The sequence below is a fragment of the Hymenobacter fodinae genome (genome assembly GCF_004745825.1).
Classification (GTDB): domain Bacteria; phylum Bacteroidota; class Bacteroidia; order Cytophagales; family Hymenobacteraceae; genus Hymenobacter; species Hymenobacter fodinae.
In genome coordinates, this window is the sequence record NZ_SRLA01000003.1 from 436,174 (window position 1) to 453,915 (window position 17,742).

Annotated in this window: 13 protein-coding genes; 9 read left to right on the forward strand and 4 right to left on the reverse strand. The window is 56.3% G+C overall.

Features of this window, described 5'->3' with window-relative positions:
• The first annotated feature begins 148 nt into the window (after positions 1-148).
• The 7 genes from EU556_RS15685 to EU556_RS15710 all read left to right on the forward strand — a co-directional run bounded on the left by EU556_RS15685 (position 149) and on the right by EU556_RS15710 (position 11,314).
• Positions 149-2,317 (forward strand): flotillin family protein, encoded by a 2,169-nt coding sequence (locus EU556_RS15685; protein ID WP_245327713.1) that lies wholly within the window; start codon positions 149-151, stop codon positions 2,315-2,317.
• Positions 2,318-2,502: 185 nt separating this feature from the next.
• Positions 2,503-2,925, forward strand: a complete 423-nt coding sequence (locus EU556_RS15690) for an endonuclease domain-containing protein (protein WP_135435091.1) — start codon at positions 2,503-2,505, stop codon at positions 2,923-2,925.
• Positions 2,926-3,183: 258 nt separating this feature from the next.
• Positions 3,184-3,333 (forward strand): hypothetical protein, encoded by a 150-nt coding sequence (locus EU556_RS26100; protein ID WP_167855596.1) that lies wholly within the window; start codon positions 3,184-3,186, stop codon positions 3,331-3,333.
• Positions 3,334-3,389: 56 nt separating this feature from the next.
• Complete coding sequence (locus EU556_RS15695; protein ID WP_135435092.1) at positions 3,390-8,333, forward strand: DNA repair ATPase; 4,944 nt, start codon at positions 3,390-3,392, stop codon at positions 8,331-8,333.
• A gap of 64 nt (positions 8,334-8,397) precedes the next feature.
• Positions 8,398-9,417, forward strand: coding sequence for a nucleoid-associated protein (locus tag EU556_RS15700; RefSeq protein ID WP_135435093.1), 1,020 nt, complete (start codon positions 8,398-8,400; stop codon positions 9,415-9,417).
• Positions 9,418-9,458: 41 nt separating this feature from the next.
• A complete protein-coding gene (locus tag EU556_RS15705; protein ID WP_135435094.1) occupies positions 9,459-10,670 on the forward strand; it encodes a hypothetical protein in 1,212 nt (403 codons plus the stop codon).
• A gap of 107 nt (positions 10,671-10,777) precedes the next feature.
• The gene (locus EU556_RS15710; RefSeq protein ID WP_135435095.1) at positions 10,778-11,314 is read left to right on the forward strand and encodes a pyridoxamine 5'-phosphate oxidase family protein; all 537 of its coding nucleotides are present in this window, start codon (positions 10,778-10,780) and stop codon (positions 11,312-11,314) included.
• A 52-nt stretch (positions 11,315-11,366) separates the two neighbouring features.
• Here the strand turns inward: EU556_RS15710 and EU556_RS15715 are convergent, their stop codons facing one another.
• Complete coding sequence (locus EU556_RS15715; RefSeq protein WP_210116306.1) at positions 11,367-11,672, reverse strand: antibiotic biosynthesis monooxygenase; 306 nt, start codon at positions 11,670-11,672, stop codon at positions 11,367-11,369.
• 118 nt (positions 11,673-11,790) lie between these two features.
• Complete coding sequence (locus EU556_RS15720) at positions 11,791-12,210, reverse strand: DUF3060 domain-containing protein (RefSeq protein WP_135435096.1); 420 nt, start codon at positions 12,208-12,210, stop codon at positions 11,791-11,793.
• A gap of 168 nt (positions 12,211-12,378) precedes the next feature.
• Between EU556_RS15720 and EU556_RS15725 the strand changes: the two genes are divergently transcribed.
• Positions 12,379-13,308 (forward strand): helix-turn-helix domain-containing protein, encoded by a 930-nt coding sequence (locus tag EU556_RS15725; protein ID WP_210116307.1) that lies wholly within the window; start codon positions 12,379-12,381, stop codon positions 13,306-13,308.
• Positions 13,309-13,643: 335 nt separating this feature from the next.
• Entirely contained in the window at positions 13,644-14,537 is an 894-nt protein-coding gene (locus EU556_RS15730) for an SDR family oxidoreductase (RefSeq protein WP_135435097.1), read from the forward strand.
• A 207-nt stretch (positions 14,538-14,744) separates the two neighbouring features.
• On the opposite strand, the gene EU556_RS15735 is transcribed toward EU556_RS15730, so the two are convergent.
• Together EU556_RS15735 and EU556_RS15740 are read right to left on the reverse strand one after the other, a co-directional pair.
• Complete coding sequence (locus EU556_RS15735) at positions 14,745-16,331, reverse strand: sensor histidine kinase (RefSeq protein ID WP_135435098.1); 1,587 nt, start codon at positions 16,329-16,331, stop codon at positions 14,745-14,747.
• A gap of 241 nt (positions 16,332-16,572) precedes the next feature.
• Positions 16,573-17,739, reverse strand: coding sequence for a multinuclear nonheme iron-dependent oxidase (locus tag EU556_RS15740; protein ID WP_135435099.1), 1,167 nt, complete (start codon positions 17,737-17,739; stop codon positions 16,573-16,575).
• Between the last annotated feature and the right edge of the window lie 3 nt (positions 17,740-17,742).

Sequence of the window (17,742 nt, forward strand, 5' to 3'; positions counted from 1 at the left end):
ACGCTGTATTATATACCATATCACTAACCATCTTATTTCACCTCATTTCTGCTTCGCTGCGGCATTTGCCCTACCTCATACTGGCCTAGCAAGCCTGCGTTTTCTTCATTTCCCTTCCTGATTGGCTTAATTTCTACTTCCTACTTCCATGTTAGAACAACTTTCCCTGGCGGTGATTATCATCGTCGCTGTCCTCGTATTGGGTTTTCTGGCCATTGTGGCCCGCATGTATCAAAAGGCGGTGCAGGGTGAAGCCCTAGTACGCACTGGCATGGGCGACACCAAAGTGTCGTTCAGCGGCATCTTCGTGGTGCCCATCCTGCACAAGCTGGAGGTGATGGATATCAAGCTTAAAACCATCGTCATTTCCCGGGCTGGTTCAGAGGGGCTGGTGTGTAAAGACAACCTCCGGGCCGATGTGAAGGTGAACTTCTTCGTGCGGGTAAATAAAACCGAGCAGGACGTTATCAACGTAGCTCAGAGCATTGGTGCCCACCGCGCTTCCGACCCCGCCGCCCTGGAAAACCTCTTCGACGCGAAGTTCTCGGAAGCTCTCAAAACCGTTGGTAAGCACTTTGATTTTATTGAGCTCTACAACTCCCGCGAGCAGTTCAAGCAACAAATACTGACCATCATCGGCACCGACCTCAACGGCTACGTGCTCGACGACTGTGCCATCGACTACTTGGAGCAAACTCCGCTGGCCGCCCTCAACCAGGATAACATTCTGGATGCCGAGGGTATCAAGAAGATTATTGCCCTCACCTCGGAGCAGAAGATTCAGGCCAACCTGATTCAGCGCGAGCAGCAGAAAACCATTAAGAAGCAGGACGTAGAGGCCCAGGAAACAATTCTGCAGCTCGACAAGCAGCTCACCGAGAACCAGGAAAAGCAGAAGCGCGAAATAGCCAGCATCCGGGCCCGCGAGCTGGCCGAAACCGAGAAAATTCAGCAGGAAGAGCGCCTGAAGTCAGAGCGCGCCCGCATTACTACCGAGGAAGAAGTACGCATCGCTGAGCAAAACCGCGACCGGCAGGTGCTGGTGGCCGAGCGCAACAAGCAGCGCACCGACGCCGTGGAAACTGAGCGCGTGGCCCAAGCCCAAGCTTTGGAAGCCAACGAGCGGGAGCGGATTGTAGCCCTGGCCCAGATTGAGAAGGAAAAAGCGCTGGAAGAAGAGAAAAAGAACATCCAGACTATCATTCGGGAGCGAATTACGGTGGAGAAGGCCACGGTGCAGGAAGAAGAGAAAATCAAGGACACCCGCGCCCAGGCCCAGGCCGACCGCGAAAAGCTGGTAGCCCTGACCGCCGCTAAGCAGCAGGCCGAAGCTGCTACCGTGGCGCTCGTAGGCAATGCCGACATGGAGAAGCAGGCCGCTGAGTTCCGCGCCAAGCAAGCCCTCATCGACGCGGAAGCTGAAAAAGCCGCCGCCGAGTTCAAGGCCCAGGCCATTCGCACCCTGGCTGAAGCCGAAGCCAGCAAGGCTGCCGCCGTAGGCCTTGCCGAAGCCCAGGTGATGCAGGCCAAAGCCACCGCCCGCCAGAAAGAAGGCGAAACTCAGGCCACCGTGCTCCAGCTCACTGCCGCCGCCGAGGCTCAGGCCATTCAGGCCAAAGCCGGCGCCCAGGCCGAAGCCGACGAGAAACTGGGCTTGGTAGCCGCCAAAATCAACCGCGAGAAAGGCCTCGCCGACGCCGACATCATCCAAGCCAAAGCCGACGCCGATCAGAAAAAAGGTCTGGCCGAAGCTGCCGTATCGGAGCAGAAATTTGCGGTGGAAGCCAAGGGCATCGAAGCCAAGGCCGACGCCATGAAGAAGCTCGACGGCGTGGGCAAAGACCACGAGGAATTCAAGCTGCGCCTCGACAAGGAGAAGTCTGTGGAACTGGCCCAGATCAGCATCCAGAAAGACATTGCCGCGAGTCAGGCCGACGTTATCGGCGAGGCGCTCAAAGCCGCCAAAATCGACATTGTGGGTGGCGAAACCATGTTCTTCGACCAGATCATCGGCTCCATCACCAAAGGCAAAATGGTGGACCGCGCCGTGCACAACAGCGAGGTACTTGGCACTGTGAAAGACGCCTTCTTCAGCATGGACGGCGGTGGCGACTTCAAAACCAACCTCCGCCGCTTCGTCGATAAGTTCGGTCTGAGTTCGGAGGATATGAAGAACCTCAGCGTTTCGGCCCTGCTGCTGAAGATGATGAATCAAGCCGGCGACGATACCACCCGCGCCACCATCACGCAACTAGCCGGCACTGCCACGGCCCTGGGTATCGGTGATAAGCCGGCGAAGATGCTGGAGTTGAAGTGAAGAGTGACTACCCCTGCTAGAAACTAAAACTAGAGACTAGCTCCCCTCCTCAGATGAGGAGGGGTTGGGGGTGGTTGAAAAACTAGAGCTAAAAACTAGAACTAGTCTGTCGGTAAACGATTGGTCAACCACCCCTAGCCCCTCCTTATCCAAGGAGGGGAACTAGCCTCTAAACTTCTATAGCTATGCCCGATATAAATCACATTCATAACCTAGGCTATCAAAAAGCTACCCGCCGGACACTTCGCAGCAACCTCACTCCTGCCGAAGCCCTACTTTGGAAAGCACTCCAGCGTAGCCAGCTATCTGGCCGCAAGTTCCGCCGCCAGCACGGTATTGGGCCGTACATAGTAGACTTTTACTGTCCGGCTGAAAAGCTCGTGGTAGAGTTGGATGGCGCCAGGCATTTCACGACTAGCGGTGAGGCACAGGATATGGAGCGAGATGCCTACTTGGCCAGTCTAGGGCTGAAAGTGTTACGGTTTGAGAATAAGCTAGTCGTGCAACATATAGAAAGTGTATTGGCAGCTATTGAGGCCGCTTTTCAGAGTACCGTTCTACCTTCATCAACCACCCCTAGCCCCTCCTCACCTGAGGAGGGGAACTAGTTCCTAGCACTCGGAGGCTGGAACCCAATAGCTTTAACAATGAATTTTGAGCTGGTTTTTCCGGGTGGTTATTACATCCCTACTGAAGACGATTTCGCCGACTTACCTGGCTATGATGGTAACCCAAGCATCACAGACTATAACCTAGATGTTTACGTCCTCTTTGAAGATGGCTGAGTCTATGTAGGCACAGCCTTTACCGTAGCAAACGTTGCTCAATTACTAGCCAAAGACGGCTTTTACTTCTGGGCTTCGGATATGTTCATCGTCAAAGACCTGGCTCAACAAACTATCCGGGACGCGGTGCAGAAAGCCATTGCTGACAGTTGTTTCAGTGCCATCTTTTCCTTCATCGGCTTTGCCGCAGCCATTTTCCCAGACTTTATCTCCTACGAGCTTATCGAATAGTCTCTATCAAGTTCAATTAGCTATTTCACTAACCCCTTCCGGCCTTCGCTCACCCAATGGAACAAACTGCCGCTACCCAACTCGAAACCGGCACCTACGAAATCCTGCGCAACCGCTTGCTCAAAAGCAGCACCGACTTGCGCCAGCGCCTCGACAAGCTGAACACGGAGCGCAAGCAGGTGTTTGGGGCCGTGGATACGCGCCTGATTGGTACGGGCCGCATTACTACGGAAAACAACTGTGTGCCTTGGGATATGGTGCCGGTGGGGCAGCGGTTCATCTTCGGGTATAACGTGGTGCTGGGGCTGAAGGCGGAGCCGGATTTGGCGGACGTGTTTGGGGTGTACGAGTACACGGAGCACGACTTCCGGCCGCTGGGCCTGGAGCTGCTGCAGAATCCGCAGTTTCTGGAGGAGTTCCGCAACCTGTACCGCTACTACAAGAACACCCAGTTCGTGAAGTTTGCGGTGCTGGGCACGCACCTGTTCATGGTGTTTCGGGTGGGCAAGAGCGCCTCGGATGTGAAGACGTTCAAGTGGCTCGTGCAGGGCGACACGCTCACCTACCTCGACAACCGCTCCGACCATGAATACACCTTCCCGCCCCAGCACGAGTTTCAGTGGAAGCGCGCCACCCGCGACATGCAGCGCGGCGGCAAGCACCCCCACATCAGCATCGAGGACAAGGTGTTCGTGGAAACGATTGGCGGGGATTTGACCATCAAAGTTGAGGACAACACCAGCACCGGGCAGGGCATTCTGAGTGAGCCGGTGGACGACAAGGACCAGACCCTGGACGACTCCGAAATCTACTTTGCCGTGGTGGGCAACCTGATTTTGCTGAAAATCCGGCCCTACCAGGAGCAGCAGTACCGCTACTTCATCTTCAACTTCAAGCTCAAGACGGCCCAGCGCCTCGAGGCCCTGGCCGATGCCTGCGTGCTGCTGCCCGATGGGCAGGGCCTGATTTTCCCGCACGGCTTCTACCTGCAAACCGGCGACAATAAGCTCTTTGACAACGGGCTGCGGGAGATGCTGTTTGAGAAGCGGGTGGTGTCGCCGAACGGGGAGGATTTCCTGTACGTGTTCTACAACAAGGACCAGGGCACCTACCTGCTGCTGAGCTACAACCGCATTGCCCAGCGCGTGGATAACCCCATTGTTTGCCACGGCTACGCCCTGTTCGAGAATGGGGAGCTATGCTACTTCCGGGCCGACGACGAGCCCAAGAAGCACCACGCCGTGCAGATCTGGCAGACGCCCTACACGGCCCCGGATTTCGAGCTACCCGTCACCTCCGATTCTTACCTCTACAAGCTGGGCAACAAGGAAATTGTGCGGGCCATGAGCGAGGTACAGGAGGTCCTGACCCTGACCAGCAAGGACGACTCCTACGCCGGCCTCTACCTCGACCTGATTCGCCAGACCACCGCCCTCACCGACGCTTACCACTGGCTGCGTGAGCCGGCGGCTCAGGCCCTGGCCGAGCCCTTGGGTGAAATCCGCCAGACGGCTACGGCGGCCGTGGAGGAGTTTGAGAAGGTGCAGAGCATCCGCAAGAACACCGCCCAGCAAACCCAAACTGTTTTCCAGAAGGCCGACGAGCTGGTGGGCCGCATCCGCCGCTCAGCGCCCGATACTGTCACGGAGTTTGTGCAGCTGCTGGGCGAATTGCGCGGAGTGCGGGGCGAGGTGATTTCCCTGAAGGAGCTGCGCTACGTGGAGTTGTCGGCCGTGGAACAGCGCGCCACTGGCCTAGAAGAGCTGAGCAAGGAAGTAGCCACCCAAACCGTGGACTTCCTGCTGAAACCGGATGCCCTCCTGCCCTACGCCCAGCGCGTGCAGGCCATTGCCGACGGCGTGGAGCAGGTGCAGAAAACGGTGGAGGCCGACCAGCGCGAGCAGGAAGCCACCGCCGTGGCCCAGGAGCTGGAGTTGCTGATTGAGGTAGTGAGCAACCTGCCCATCCCCGACCCCACCCAGACCACGGCCATCATCGACAATATCTCGACCGTGTACGCCCGCTTCAACCAGATTCGGGCGGCGCTGAAGCGGCGGCGGCAGGCCCTGGCCGGCACCGAGGCCCAGGCCGAGTTTACCGCCCAGCTCAAGCTGCTGGAGCAGGCCCTCACCAACTACCTCGACCTGGCCGACACGCCCGCCAAGTGCGACGAGTACCTGACCAAGCTCATGGTGCAACTGGAAGAGCTGGAAGGCAAGTTTCCCGACTTCGACCAGTTTATCGAGCAGCTCACCACCCGGCGCGAGCAGGTAGTAGAAGCTTTTGAATCGAAGAAAACCGCGCTAGTAGCCGCCCGCAACCAGCGCGCCACGGCCCTGCTGCAAAGCGCCGAGCGGCTCCTGAAAGCGGTGCAGAGCCGCCTCACCCGCCTAGAATCGATGGCGGACATCAACGGGTACTTTGCCGCCGATGTGATGGTGGAGAAGGTGCGCCAGACCGCTCAGGAGCTGCTAGGCCTCGGCGACTCGGTGAAGGCCGACGACGTGCAGAGCCGGCTGAAAACCCTGCGCGAAGACGCCGTGCGCCAGCTCCGCGACCGGGCCGACTTGTTCGCCGACGGCGGCCAGACCCTCAAGTTTGGCCCCCACGCCTTCACCGTGAACACCCAGCCCCTGGAGCTGACCGTAGTGCTGCGCGACGATGCCCTGCACTACCACCTCACCGGCACCAACTTCTTTCAGAAAATCAACGACCCCGCCCTGCTGGCTGCTAGGCCAGTCTGGGAGCAAACCGTCGTGTCGGAAAACCCGGATGTGTACCGGGCCGAGTTTCTGGCTTGGCGTATTCTGCAGGCGGCTCAGCAACCCGCCCCCGCCGATGCGGAAGCGGGCCGCCCCGCCGTGCTGTCCGTAACGGAGCTAGGCCACCTCAGCGACGCCGAGCTACTGGCCTACGTGCAGCAGTTCATGGCCGCGCGCTACCAGGAAGGCTACCTCAAAGGCGTGCACGACCACGACGCCGCCCTGCTGCTCACGGCCCTGGTGCGCCTCACCCGCACCGCCGACCTGCTCCGCTACCCCGCCGACACCCGCGCGGCCGCGGCCCTCTACTGGCTGCGCTTCGCCGACCCCGACCAGCGCGCCCACTGGGAGCGGCAGCTCCAGGGCATCGGGGTGCTGCTCCAGGTGTTCCCCGATGCCCTGGAGTTCGATGAGCTGAAAACCGAGCTGCGAGCCGCCGTGGAAACCTTTGCCCAGCAAACCGGCCTCTTCACCCTAGGCCAGGTAGCGGAAGCCGGCGACTACCTCTTCCACGAGCTGACCCACACCGGTACCTTCATCATTGCCGCCGAAGCCGCCGAGTTGTACCAGCAGTTTCAGAAGCAGCTGCAGGAGCGCCAGGCCACGGAGCTGTTCCAACAGTCGGTGACGGGCCTGCAGGACCAGCCCGCCGCCCAGCTCCCCCTGATCCGGCAGTGGCTGCAGGCCTACCTGCGCCAGGCCCCGGCCGCCGCTACCCTCTCCGATTTCTGCAACGAGTGCGCCGTGCTCCTGCTCACTGGCACTTATGATTCGGCGCGGGTGGTGCACACGCCCCTGCGCGAAACCCTCAGCGGCTTCCAGGGCAGCCACCCGCGCATCGTCATGCCGGAAAACCCAAGCGCCCAAGACCCGAAGACCCCTACCCCTAGCTACCACCTCAACTTCCCCGACTTCCGGCGCCGGCTGCTGCACTACGATCGGGTGCTGGTGCCACAGTTCGAGCAGTTTCAGGAGCTGAAGAAGCAGCTGCTGGTGCGGGCCGCCCAGGACTTGCGCCTCGAAGATTTCCGCCCGCGGGTGCTCACCTCTTTTGTGCGTAATCAACTGATTGATAAAGTGTACCTGCCGCTGATTGGAGCCAACCTGGCCAAGCAGATCGGGACGGCGGGTGAGGGCAAGCGCACCGACCTCATGGGCTTGCTCCTGCTCATCTCGCCGCCCGGCTACGGCAAAACCACGCTCATGGAGTACGTGGCCAACCGCCTAGGCCTCATCTTCATGAAAATCAACGGGCCGGCCATTGGGCACGCCGTGACCAGCGTAGACCCCGCCCAGGCCCCCAACGCCGGGGCGCGGCAGGAGCTGGAAAAGCTGAACCTGGCCTTCGAGATGGGCGACAACGTGATGATTTACGTGGACGACATCCAGCACTGTAACCCCGAGTTTCTGCAGAAGTTCATCTCGCTCTGCGACGCCCAGCGCAAGATTGAGGGCGTGTACGAGGGCCGCGCCCGCACCTACGACTTCCGCGGCCGCAAAGTGGCGGTGGTGATGGCCGGCAACCCCTACACCGAAAGCGGCGACGTGTTCCAATTGCCCGACATGCTGGCCAACCGCGCCGACATCTACAACCTGGGCGACATCCTGAGCACCGGCTCCGAGGAAGCCTTCCGCCTCTCCTACCTCGAAAACGCCCTCACCAGCAACGCCGCCCTGGGCCGCCTCGCCACCCAAAGCCCCCAGGACGTGCCCGCCCTCATCCGCCTCGCCGAAACCGGGCAGCAGGACGGCCTGAGCCTTGAGGGCAACCACTCACCCGAGGAGCTGAACGAGTACGTGGCGGTGCTCCAGAAGCTGCTGCGCCTGCGCGACGTGGTGGCCCGCGTGAATACGGCCTACATTGCCAGCGCCGCCCAAGCCGACGCCTACCGCACCGAGCCGCCGTTCAAGCTGCAGGGCTCCTACCGCAACATGAACAAGCTGGCCGAGAAAGTACGCCCCGTGATGAACGACCAGGAAATAACCGACCTGCTGGCCGCCCACTACGAAAGCGAAGCCCAAACCCTGACCAGCGCCACCGAAGCCAACCTGCTCAAGCTGCGCGAGCTGCTGGGCTGGCTCACCCCCGCCGAGCAGGCCCGCTGGCAGGAAATCAAAGCCACCTTCCGCGACAACCTCCGCAACTCCGGCGCCGGCCAGCTTCTCCAGATGCTGGATAAACTGGAAAGCATTGCTGGTGGGCTGAGCGGGATTCGGGAGGCACTGAAGAGAACATAGAGCTGACCTAGAGAAACATTCTTAAATTGACCTTAACAAACCAACCCATAAACTGACTCGCTTCATGTTAACCATAAAAAATATTATCGTTCACAATTTACACAAAGAGCAATTTTCTACTACAACTAAAGTTGAGTTATCAAATTCGCTATTACCAATAAATGATTCATCCCAAAGATTAGTTGAAGAGCTCAATGGCAGGTACACAACTCAGAATAGAGCCAAAGTAACTTATGCTAAATTTGGAACAGGAACTTCATTTCCTTCTTTATTCTCCTCCTTTCATTCAAATCAGTGTGAAGAAGAATTTATATCTTTCACGCAAAATGCCATTGTGGAATTAGAAAAAATTATATCAACAGTACCTGCTGCTAAAGGCGGGTATGTGGTATTTAGTCAATTTGAAAATAACAACGACTATGTTGGTATTTATATAATTAGAGAAAAGAATGGAGTTTTATTTAAAAGAGATGAATCAGATGGATCATTCAAAATAAACGATACTGTACACATAGACTTTGAAAAAATTGCCATGGGTTGCCGAATAAACAACACTGTGTATGGCGGCAGTACCGGCAACAGATACTTAAGTTTTATAGACAGCAGAAAAGATGAAGTGTCTAAGTTTTTTAACGAGTGGATTTCAACAGACAATAACACTGACAACGTTTCTGATACAAAAAATTTACATAAAGTTCTCAATCAGATCGACCCACCATTAGATGAAAATGGTCTTCCTATATCAAGAGAGGACTTGCTAAACAAAGCATTTAGGATCATCAAGGAACAATCACGTCTCGTAGACTTAGCTCAGCTTAGCCATGCTTTGTATGGTGAACCAGATCATATTGCTACTTATATAATAAATAGCGATATAGAGATGAGTGGCCAGTTTAAGGCAGATGGGAAGGTTCTGAACAAGTTCGCCACGATCAAGGTCGCAGCTGATAACATAGTCCTCTCTTTCCCGCTAAAAGCGCTTAATGAACTTGTTACCATAAGTGAAGAGCATCCAAACTTGATTACAATACACTCAGAAGCCCTTGCTAACAAGATTCGCAATGAAAACAGATCTTCCCAATAAAATTAGGAAACTTCTTTCCTACTTTCTTTGTAGTTTGAATCATGGAAACAAAGCTACAGGTACTATCAGCATTGCGGAGCTTCAATCCAACGTTTACAGGCAGGTCTATAGTCGTTGATTTCGAGTCTAAAGAAGCACTTTCAGACAATACTAAAAATATTAGCCAAGCTGGTATTAGTTATGATGACCTAACAGATACTAAGATTGAGATTGATTTAGCTGAGCTCAATCTTGGTTATCCAGTATTCTACAATGCTGCACATTTCTTAAAAGAGTTCAATAGGACTCCTTTACAGAGGGACTTCTCTATCCTATTCTACAACGATGACACTTTACTATATAAGGATGGTGTTGAGTTTGTACCATCCAAATCTAGTAGCTTCTTCATTGCCAACACTGTTGCAGCCGCAGAACTAAAAAAAGCCCTGGTAAGCATTTGTGACTACAATAATGACATCGCTCATGAATTAGTATATCACACTTCCACAAAAGGCGTTTTTAAACTTCCATATTCAGTTGTATTACCACAACTAAATGACGAAATCGATTATTCAAAACCAATTAACACTACAATTAACAAATTATCAGATATAAATTACCAACTTTTTTTTAAAAATCAACTAGCTGATTTTATAAAAAGAACTGACAATAATTATTTTACCAATTTATTATTGAATATAGAGGCAATTTCCAGCAGCACCGACAAAGACCTTGACTTATATATCAAGAACTTTTCATGGGAATCATTCAGATCAAAACTATATTCTGAGAAAGACAAATACTTTGCTTCGCTGAGGGAAATATTAGGAAAAATAATGACACAGCTCATAGCTGTTCCTATTTCCATATCAGCTACCATTTTTGCTACGTATAAAGTAAAAGACCCATATATACTTCTCTTAGTTGGCATAGCATTTACCGCATATGTAATTTTTGTAATACATATACAATGCATGTATTATAAAGATGTAGCCGAAATAAAACATGACTTTGAACGCGACTTCAATACTATATCTAGTAAGTCGGGATTAGAGCCGTCAGTAATCAATTTTGAAAAAGATAAAATAGAAAGAAGAATAAAAAATGTAACAAACTTAATAATAATATTTTCAATTACTATAACCATACTAGGGTGCTTATTCAATTTTTTTCTTGCACAACAGTATTTTAGCTCTATTGCTATAAAGATTATTCTCGGTCTACTCTTACTAATCTACTCATTAGTAAGAGGGTACTATGCTCTGCATCATTAGGTCTATTTAGTAGAATATAAAATTAACCGCTCCCAGCACTTTCGATTCGCGGTCGTACTTTGAATTATCCTAGCCCTATCTTGCTACCGAGCTAACTCCTATTCTCAATGGGCAAGCAATACACCGCCATCAGCGCCGACATTCAGGGCTTTATCGAGCAGCAGCACGTGTTCTTCGTAGGCACAGCCGCCGCGGATGGACGCGTTAATATCTCGCCCAAGGGCCAGGACACCCTGCGCGTGCTCGATGCCAACCGCGTGGCCTGGCTGAACCTGACCGGCAGCGGCAACGAAACCGCTGCCCACCTACTGGAGGTAAACCGCATTACCCTGATGTGGTGCGCCTTCGAGGGCAAGCCCAACATTCTGCGCCTCTACGGCACCGCCACCGTGTACCACCCCCGCGACGCGGAGTGGGCCGAGCTGCTGCCGCTGTTCCCGCCCCTGCCCGGCGCCCGGCAGATAGTGGTGGTAGACGTGGACTTGGTGCAAACCTCCTGCGGCATGGCCGTGCCCTTCTTCGAGTACCAAGCCGAGCGCAACGAGCTGAACGACTACATGGAACAGCGCGGCCCCGAGCAGGTAGCACAGTACTGGCACACCCGCAACACCCGCAGCATCGACGGCAGGCCCACGGGTATCTAGGCTTCGGCAAAAACCAGTTGAAGCAAAATCCTGGCGGAGTTTCGGCCGTAGCTTAAAACTCGTAGGTTTCGCAGTGCAGTACGGTGGGCTCGAACTCCAGTAGGTACTGCGCGTCCTCGGGGTAGTAGCGGGCCTGCTCGTATTGCTCCCCGGCAAAGTGTTTGATGCTCTCGTAGCTGTCCCAGCGCGTTACCGTCCAGAAATGGCAGACATCGGCCTCCACTCGCCGCAACACCTGCACGCCCAGGTTGCCGGGCGTCGTTTTATAGTCGGCAATGCCTGATTCCTGTAAGTACTGCAGGTAGGAATCGGCGTCGTGGGCGGCCGTGATGCCGTGCCAGATGCGAGTGATAATCATTGGCAGAGGGGGTAGGGATACAATGTAATTTTAGTACACCGGCTTACGCAAACCGCCGCCAAAGTGCCGCTCCTGATTAAGCTGGGTTAGCTCTATCTCGGGCTATAAAGTGCCCCGCTCATTTGGCCCGCTCTATTACGTTGTGCTGGCCCAGGTTGGTAACGGTGGGCGTGCTGCCGCGCCAGGTTACGGTGTTGTTATCCCCGGTTACTTCGATGGTTTTCACGTTTTCCAGCACAACCACGTTGTCGCTGCCCGTGAGGTTGAACTCTTGGCTGTGACCCGTAAACGTGGCCGTGTTGCTGTCGCCGGTCACCTCGATGTTCTGACCGCTTACGGCCTGAGTTTGCACCGTATTGTTGCCGTTGATGACCACATCCTCGGCAGTTTTGGGGGTAGCAGTAGCCGCTTTTGCCGTAGGAGTAGCACGCGAAACGTTATCCGCTGTGGACACTTCCTGTTGGGTATTACCCTGCGAGCAGGCCCCTAGGCCTATGCCTGCAGCCATTAATAGAATGATGATGCTCTTACTACCCATATTCCAGCGGTTAATAAAGTAAAATTCTGCCCTAAGGTAGCTAGCTGCGGTATAGGAACGGTCAGCCCCTCAACCTACCGGGAAACACAACCGTCGAAACGGCGGCTGACTACCGCAGCCAGAACCCAGCGAATCGTTTACCTTTGATTTTTACAGCGACTATCGGCTATGGATCTGAATTCACTCGAAGCATTTTATACCAAAATCCAGACGGAGGGTAGCCCGGAATCCGGCGCAGTATCCCCGGCGGAGCTGCAGCGGGAAATCGGGCACTTCAACGTGTTTAACGTAGCGGTGCTGATGAACCGCCGCCACGAGCGCCCCCCGATGACCTTCGACCGGCGCTCCTTCTATAAAATCAGCCTGATCCAGGGCCGCAGCCGCATTGAGTACGCCGACCAAAGTGTGGAGGTGGAAGCGCATGCCTTGTGGTTTGTTACCTCGCGGGTGCCCTACCGCTGGCTCCCCCACGACCAAGACCAGCGCGGGTATTTCTGCATCTTCACCGAGGAGTTTCTGCTCCCGGCCAGGGGTAGCGCGCCCGTGGAGGAGCTGCCGGTTTTCCAGCCGGGCGGCTGCCCCGTGCTACCCCTCACCCCGGCCGAATACGCCACCCTGGAGGCTATTTTCCGGAAGATGGAGCTGGAAATGGCTTCCGGCTACGCCTACAAGTACGACCTGTTGCGCGCCTACCTGCTGGAGCTGATTCATGCGGGCCAGAAGCTGCAGCCCGTGCCAGCCCTGGCCCCCGCCCACAACGCCTCGGCGCGGGTAGCGGCGCAGTTTACCGATTTGCTGGAACGGCAGTTTCCGCTGGCTACCCCCCAGCAGCAGCTACACCTGCGCACCGCCAAAGACTACGCCGATGCCCTGGCCGTGCACGTCAACCACCTTAACCGGGTGCTGAAGGAAACCACCGGCCACACCACCACCGCCCTCATCAGCAGCCGCGTAGCCCAGGAAGCCAAGATGCTCCTCAAACAAACCACCTGGACCGTCTCCGAAATTGCCGACGCCCTGGGCTTCGCCGATGTAGCCCACTTCTGCAACTTCTTCAAACGCCAGACCGGCCTAGTTCCAGGCGCTTTCCGGGGGTAGAAAACGAAAAAATAGATGCCCACCCGAGCCTAACTAAGGCTAAGAAGCTAGGCTCCCCTCCTCAGCTGAGGAGGGGTTGGGGGTGGTTGACCCGCGCGTCTGAACTACTAGTATCTAGCTCTAAAACCTGTTCTATTTCAGTCAACCTCCCCTAGCCCCTCCTCAGCTGAGGAGGGGAACTAGTTTGCTGGCTTTAGCTCTAGCTACAGGTCGTTCTATTCCTTTCACACATTGTTTGATTTATTCAGTAAATGGTTTGACCGCCGCAACAGCCTAGCGCTAGGCCTGCTGCACCTTTGTGAAGTAGTTAATCTCTTCACTAACACACTAACCACATGCGTGTATTCATCACTGGCGCTACGGGCTTCGTGGGCTCGGCCGTTGTTCAGGAACTACTTGGGGCAGGCCACCAGGTGCTCGGCCTCGCTCGCTCCGAAGAGTCGGCTCAGGCCTTGACCGCCGCGGGCGCTGAGGTGCACCGGGGCTCCCTCGACGACCTCGACAGCCTGCAGCGCGGCGCCGAAGCGGCGGATGGCGTCATTCACTGCGCGTTTATTCACGATTTCACGCAGTACGCCGCCGCGGCCGAGGCTGACCGCCGGGCTATTGAAGCCATGGGCGCCGTGCTGGCGGGCTCCAACCGCCCCTTCATTGCCACGTCGGGTTTTGCGGGGCTCACGAAGGTAGGAGAGCGAATGACCGAAGACGACACCCGTGACCCCAACGTGCCCGCCATGCGTCACTCCGAAGATGCCGTTCTGGCGCTGGTGCCCCAGGGCGTGCGGGCCATGGTCATGCGCCTGGCAGCCTCCGTGCACGACCAAAACGACCACGGCTTTGTACCTATGCTCATCAATCTTGCGCGGGAGAAGGGCGTAGCAGCCTACATCGGCGACGGCAGCAACCGCTGGCCCGCCGTGCACCGCCTCGATGCGGCCCGGTTGTACCGGCTGGCGCTGGAAAACGGCACATCTGGTGCCCGTTACCACGGCGTTGGCGACGAAGGCATTCCGTTGCGCACCATTGCTGAAGTCATTGGCCGCCACCTGCACGTGCCAGTTGTCAGCAAAACGCAAGAGGAAGCTGCTGAGCATTTCGGTTGGATGGCCGGTTTCGCGAGCCTCGACCTGGCCGCTTCGAGCGCCCTCACCCAGCAGCGCTTGGGCTGGCAGCCCAGCCATCTGGACCTCCTGGCTGATCTGGAACAAGGGCATTATTTTGCCAGCTAGGCCAGAGACACGCTACCCGCCGGACACTTTCGGCATTTATGCACATCCTGCCGGGCGGCTCGAACCTGTACTGGCCTAGCAGTCGGGTCAAGTTGCTTGGCAGGATGCTGCTTTGCCAGTACGCTCACCCGTACGTGCTAGGCCACTACCATATACCTTACGGCACTGAACTGTTGTCGGCCCTGCTATATCGTGGTAAGAACATGGCTAATTGGGGATATAAACGGAAAAGGTAGAACCCACTCCTAACTCACTTTGCACCTCCACCCGGCCGCCCAGGTTTTCCACTATTTTCTTGACGGTATAGAGGCCTAGGCCAGACCCCTCCACGTGGTTGTGGAAACGGCGAAATAGGGCAAACAAAGAGGCCTGCTGACTGGCGTCGAGGCCTAGGCCATTGTCTTGCACGGTGAGGTGCCAGAACCCATCGTGGGTGCTGCAATTCAGGCGCACATGGGGCGGCCGATCGGGGTGACGGTATTTGATGGCATTGCTGAGCAGGTTGTACAATAAGGAGCGCAGGCTCTTGGCGGGCATAGCCACTAAGGGGCAAGCATCGGCATCTACCTCTAGCACCCCGCCGGTTTGCTGCAGCGCCGGCAGCAGATCCTGGCGCAGATCATCGACTATAGCGGCCAGGTCAACGGGCGGGGCAGCAGGGTCGTAGGCCTGGTGTAGTTGCAGCACATCGTTGAGCTGCACCAGCGTTCGTTGAAAGCGCACTACCGCGCCCTGCATCATGTCCAGTACCAAGTCGCCTTCGGGGGGCAAGGGTGTAGGCAGTGCCTCCCGCAGGGCCTGTATCAAGCCTTCGAGGTTGTTAATGGGCCCCTTCAGATCGTGCGCGGCCATGTACACGAAGCTGTCCAGGTCGGCATTTACCCGGGTAAGATGCTTATTCGCCTGATCCAGCTCCTGATAAAGCGCCTGCACCTGTTGCCGGGCCTTCACCTGTTCCGTTACCTCCAGGGCAAATACATACACGGCATCTACTTGCTGGTGCTCATTGTAGCGGGCCTGCAACGTGTAGTTGAAATACGAGTCCTCGGGCTCGGCTCCGGTAGTGCGCACTATCGGAATGCACATGTCTTGCTCCTGATGGGTTTGGCCCGTGCGGTATACCTCCTGTAGCTGCTCCCATACCAGGGTGTTGCGCAGTGCAGGCGCTACCTCTAGCAAAGGCTTGCCCAGCAGCTCCCGGTTGGGAAACAGCTGTTGGTAGCGGGGGTTTACCAGCTCATATATCATATCAGGGCCCTGCAACAGGCAGATGGCGGCTGGGGCGTGCATCACCAAGTGGCTCAGACGCTGCCGTTCCCGCTCGGCTTCGGCCAGGGCATCGTGCTCCCGGCCCTGACTTATGCGCAGGGCGCGGCGCGAGAGGACCTCTTCGGTCACGTTTACGCTGCTATGAATGATGTAGCGCAATTGGCCCTCATCATCGAACACGGGCGTGTTGAGCGGTTTCCAGTGGCGCTCCACGAAATGGCCCGGGCGGTCGGGGTCGAGCACATCGTAGTGCTGCAGAGCCATTTGGTGCGGCTTTCCCGTTGCAATAACCTGTTCCAAAGAAGCCCGCCAGTTGCGAACGGCGTTGGCCTCGGGGGCCGCCGGGTTATCGGGGAAGGCATCAAATAAGTAGCGTCCAACCAGCTCTTCGCGTCGTTTGAGGGTATTCAGCAGATACGCATTGCTCGCCGTCAGAATAATCAGCTCCGGCGACACGACTATATACGAATCAGGCACCGTTTCCAGGGCCTGTAGCTGCTGAGTAAGCGCTACGCGAGGGTCCATAACTACGTGAATAAGGCTTAGAAGCCCATTTAACGTAGCTGCTGGAAAAGAAGCTGCTAACGCGACACTCCTTTTTGCTGAGCTGAGACGCTCATCTGGTAGGCCGAACACGCATCTATCTGCTCCACTAGCTCTCAGGGCCGGCGTTTGCAGGCGAGAAACACCCCCTAGGCCAGTGCGCAGGCCCTGTACTATCCGCCCAACGGGTTGCCAGTGGCCTACGCGCTGCTTTTTGGGCGAACTATACCGGTTTGCGTTTCCACTTCTGGGCAATGCTGATGGCCGTTTCCAGCATGTGCGGCTCCCAGCCTTCGATATTCCAGGCCGTGTTGGCCAAGGAAGAAGCGTGCAATTGCTGGCGGGCGGCCTCAAACGAGGGGGCGGTTTCCAGAATGTTGGATAGCTGCTGTTGCTGGGCTTCCAGTTCGGCATCTTCCGCCACCGGGCCCAGGGGCAATAGCTGCTGGGGCCAAAACCCTTCGGGGGCCGGGTGGGAGCTGGTGCTCCGGTGTTGATTTATCAGCGCCTGCATCCGGGAAAAGTCGGCGCGGAACTGGGCTTGGCTGAGCTCAGTCTGCAGGCCCGTACCTAACTGCTCCAGCACCACGTATTTGAGGTTCGGACAGCGGGGTAAAGTGCGTTCCAGCAGCTGAAACACTTCCTCTGGTACGGCCTCATCGTGGGTGTCGCGCCGGATCTGGCGGCCCGGAACTTGCCCCGAGTCTTCCCAACTGCCCCCCGAAATATGGATTTCCCGAACCCGCTCCAGCGGATATAAATCCATCAGCTCCTCATACGGCACCGAGAAGTTGTGGAGCTGACAGAACACATTATGCAGGTCCAGAATCAGGAAACCATTTACGGGCTCCACTAGCTTGTCCAGAAACTCGCCGTGCCGCTTCACCTCCTCAAGGGAATACGCAAAAGCCAGATTCTCTAGACCTACCGGGCACGCACAGGCTTCCTGCATGCGGCGCAGGCGGTCTTGCCCGAGGCGCAGGGTGTTAGCCCCGTACGGTATAGGCAGGGGCGCGCCCGAATGAAAGTTCTGGCCCGTAAAAAACCCGAAGTGCTCGGTAATGTGGTCGAAGGCAAACTGCTTGGTCAGCTCCCGGAGGTGCCGCAGCCACTGCTGCTGCTCCGCCGTCCAGCGCCCCGAGAGCAGGGAGAAATACACCCCATGCCCTACCAGCCGGTGCTGCGCGGCGTAGGCCTGCAGCAGGTCTGAAAACCACGCGGGCACCTGTTTGGTCCAGAACAGCGTATCAAACGACCACTCCAGGGCCTCCACGCGGCCTTCTTCCAGCAACGGAAAGGCCGCCGTCAGAATGTTAGCGTCGAGGTTGCAGGCGAGGGCCGAGAAAATGCCGGGCTCCGGTGCCGGGGCTGATTGCGCAGGTGCCCGCATGGC

Coding starts and splice junctions, on each gene's coding strand:
- EU556_RS15685 (WP_245327713.1), top strand. CDS start 149: ATGTTAGAACAACTTTCCCTGGCGGTGATTATCATCGTCGCTGTCCTC.
- EU556_RS15700 (WP_135435093.1), top strand. CDS start 8,398: ATGTTAACCATAAAAAATATTATCGTTCACAATTTACACAAAGAGCAA.
- EU556_RS15705 (WP_135435094.1), top strand. CDS start 9,459: ATGGAAACAAAGCTACAGGTACTATCAGCATTGCGGAGCTTCAATCCA.
- EU556_RS15715 (WP_210116306.1), bottom strand. CDS start 11,672: ATGATTATCACTCGCATCTGGCACGGCATCACGGCCGCCCACGACGCC.
- EU556_RS15695 (WP_135435092.1), top strand. CDS start 3,390: ATGGAACAAACTGCCGCTACCCAACTCGAAACCGGCACCTACGAAATC.
- EU556_RS15735 (WP_135435098.1), bottom strand. CDS start 16,331: ATGGACCCTCGCGTAGCGCTTACTCAGCAGCTACAGGCCCTGGAAACG.
- EU556_RS26100 (WP_167855596.1), top strand. CDS start 3,184: ATGTTCATCGTCAAAGACCTGGCTCAACAAACTATCCGGGACGCGGTG.
- EU556_RS15730 (WP_135435097.1), top strand. CDS start 13,644: ATGCGTGTATTCATCACTGGCGCTACGGGCTTCGTGGGCTCGGCCGTT.
- EU556_RS15740 (WP_135435099.1), bottom strand. CDS start 17,739: ATGCGGGCACCTGCGCAATCAGCCCCGGCACCGGAGCCCGGCATTTTC.
- EU556_RS15725 (WP_210116307.1), top strand. CDS start 12,379: ATGGATCTGAATTCACTCGAAGCATTTTATACCAAAATCCAGACGGAG.
- EU556_RS15710 (WP_135435095.1), top strand. CDS start 10,778: ATGGGCAAGCAATACACCGCCATCAGCGCCGACATTCAGGGCTTTATC.
- EU556_RS15690 (WP_135435091.1), top strand. CDS start 2,503: ATGCCCGATATAAATCACATTCATAACCTAGGCTATCAAAAAGCTACC.
- EU556_RS15720 (WP_135435096.1), bottom strand. CDS start 12,210: ATGGGTAGTAAGAGCATCATCATTCTATTAATGGCTGCAGGCATAGGC.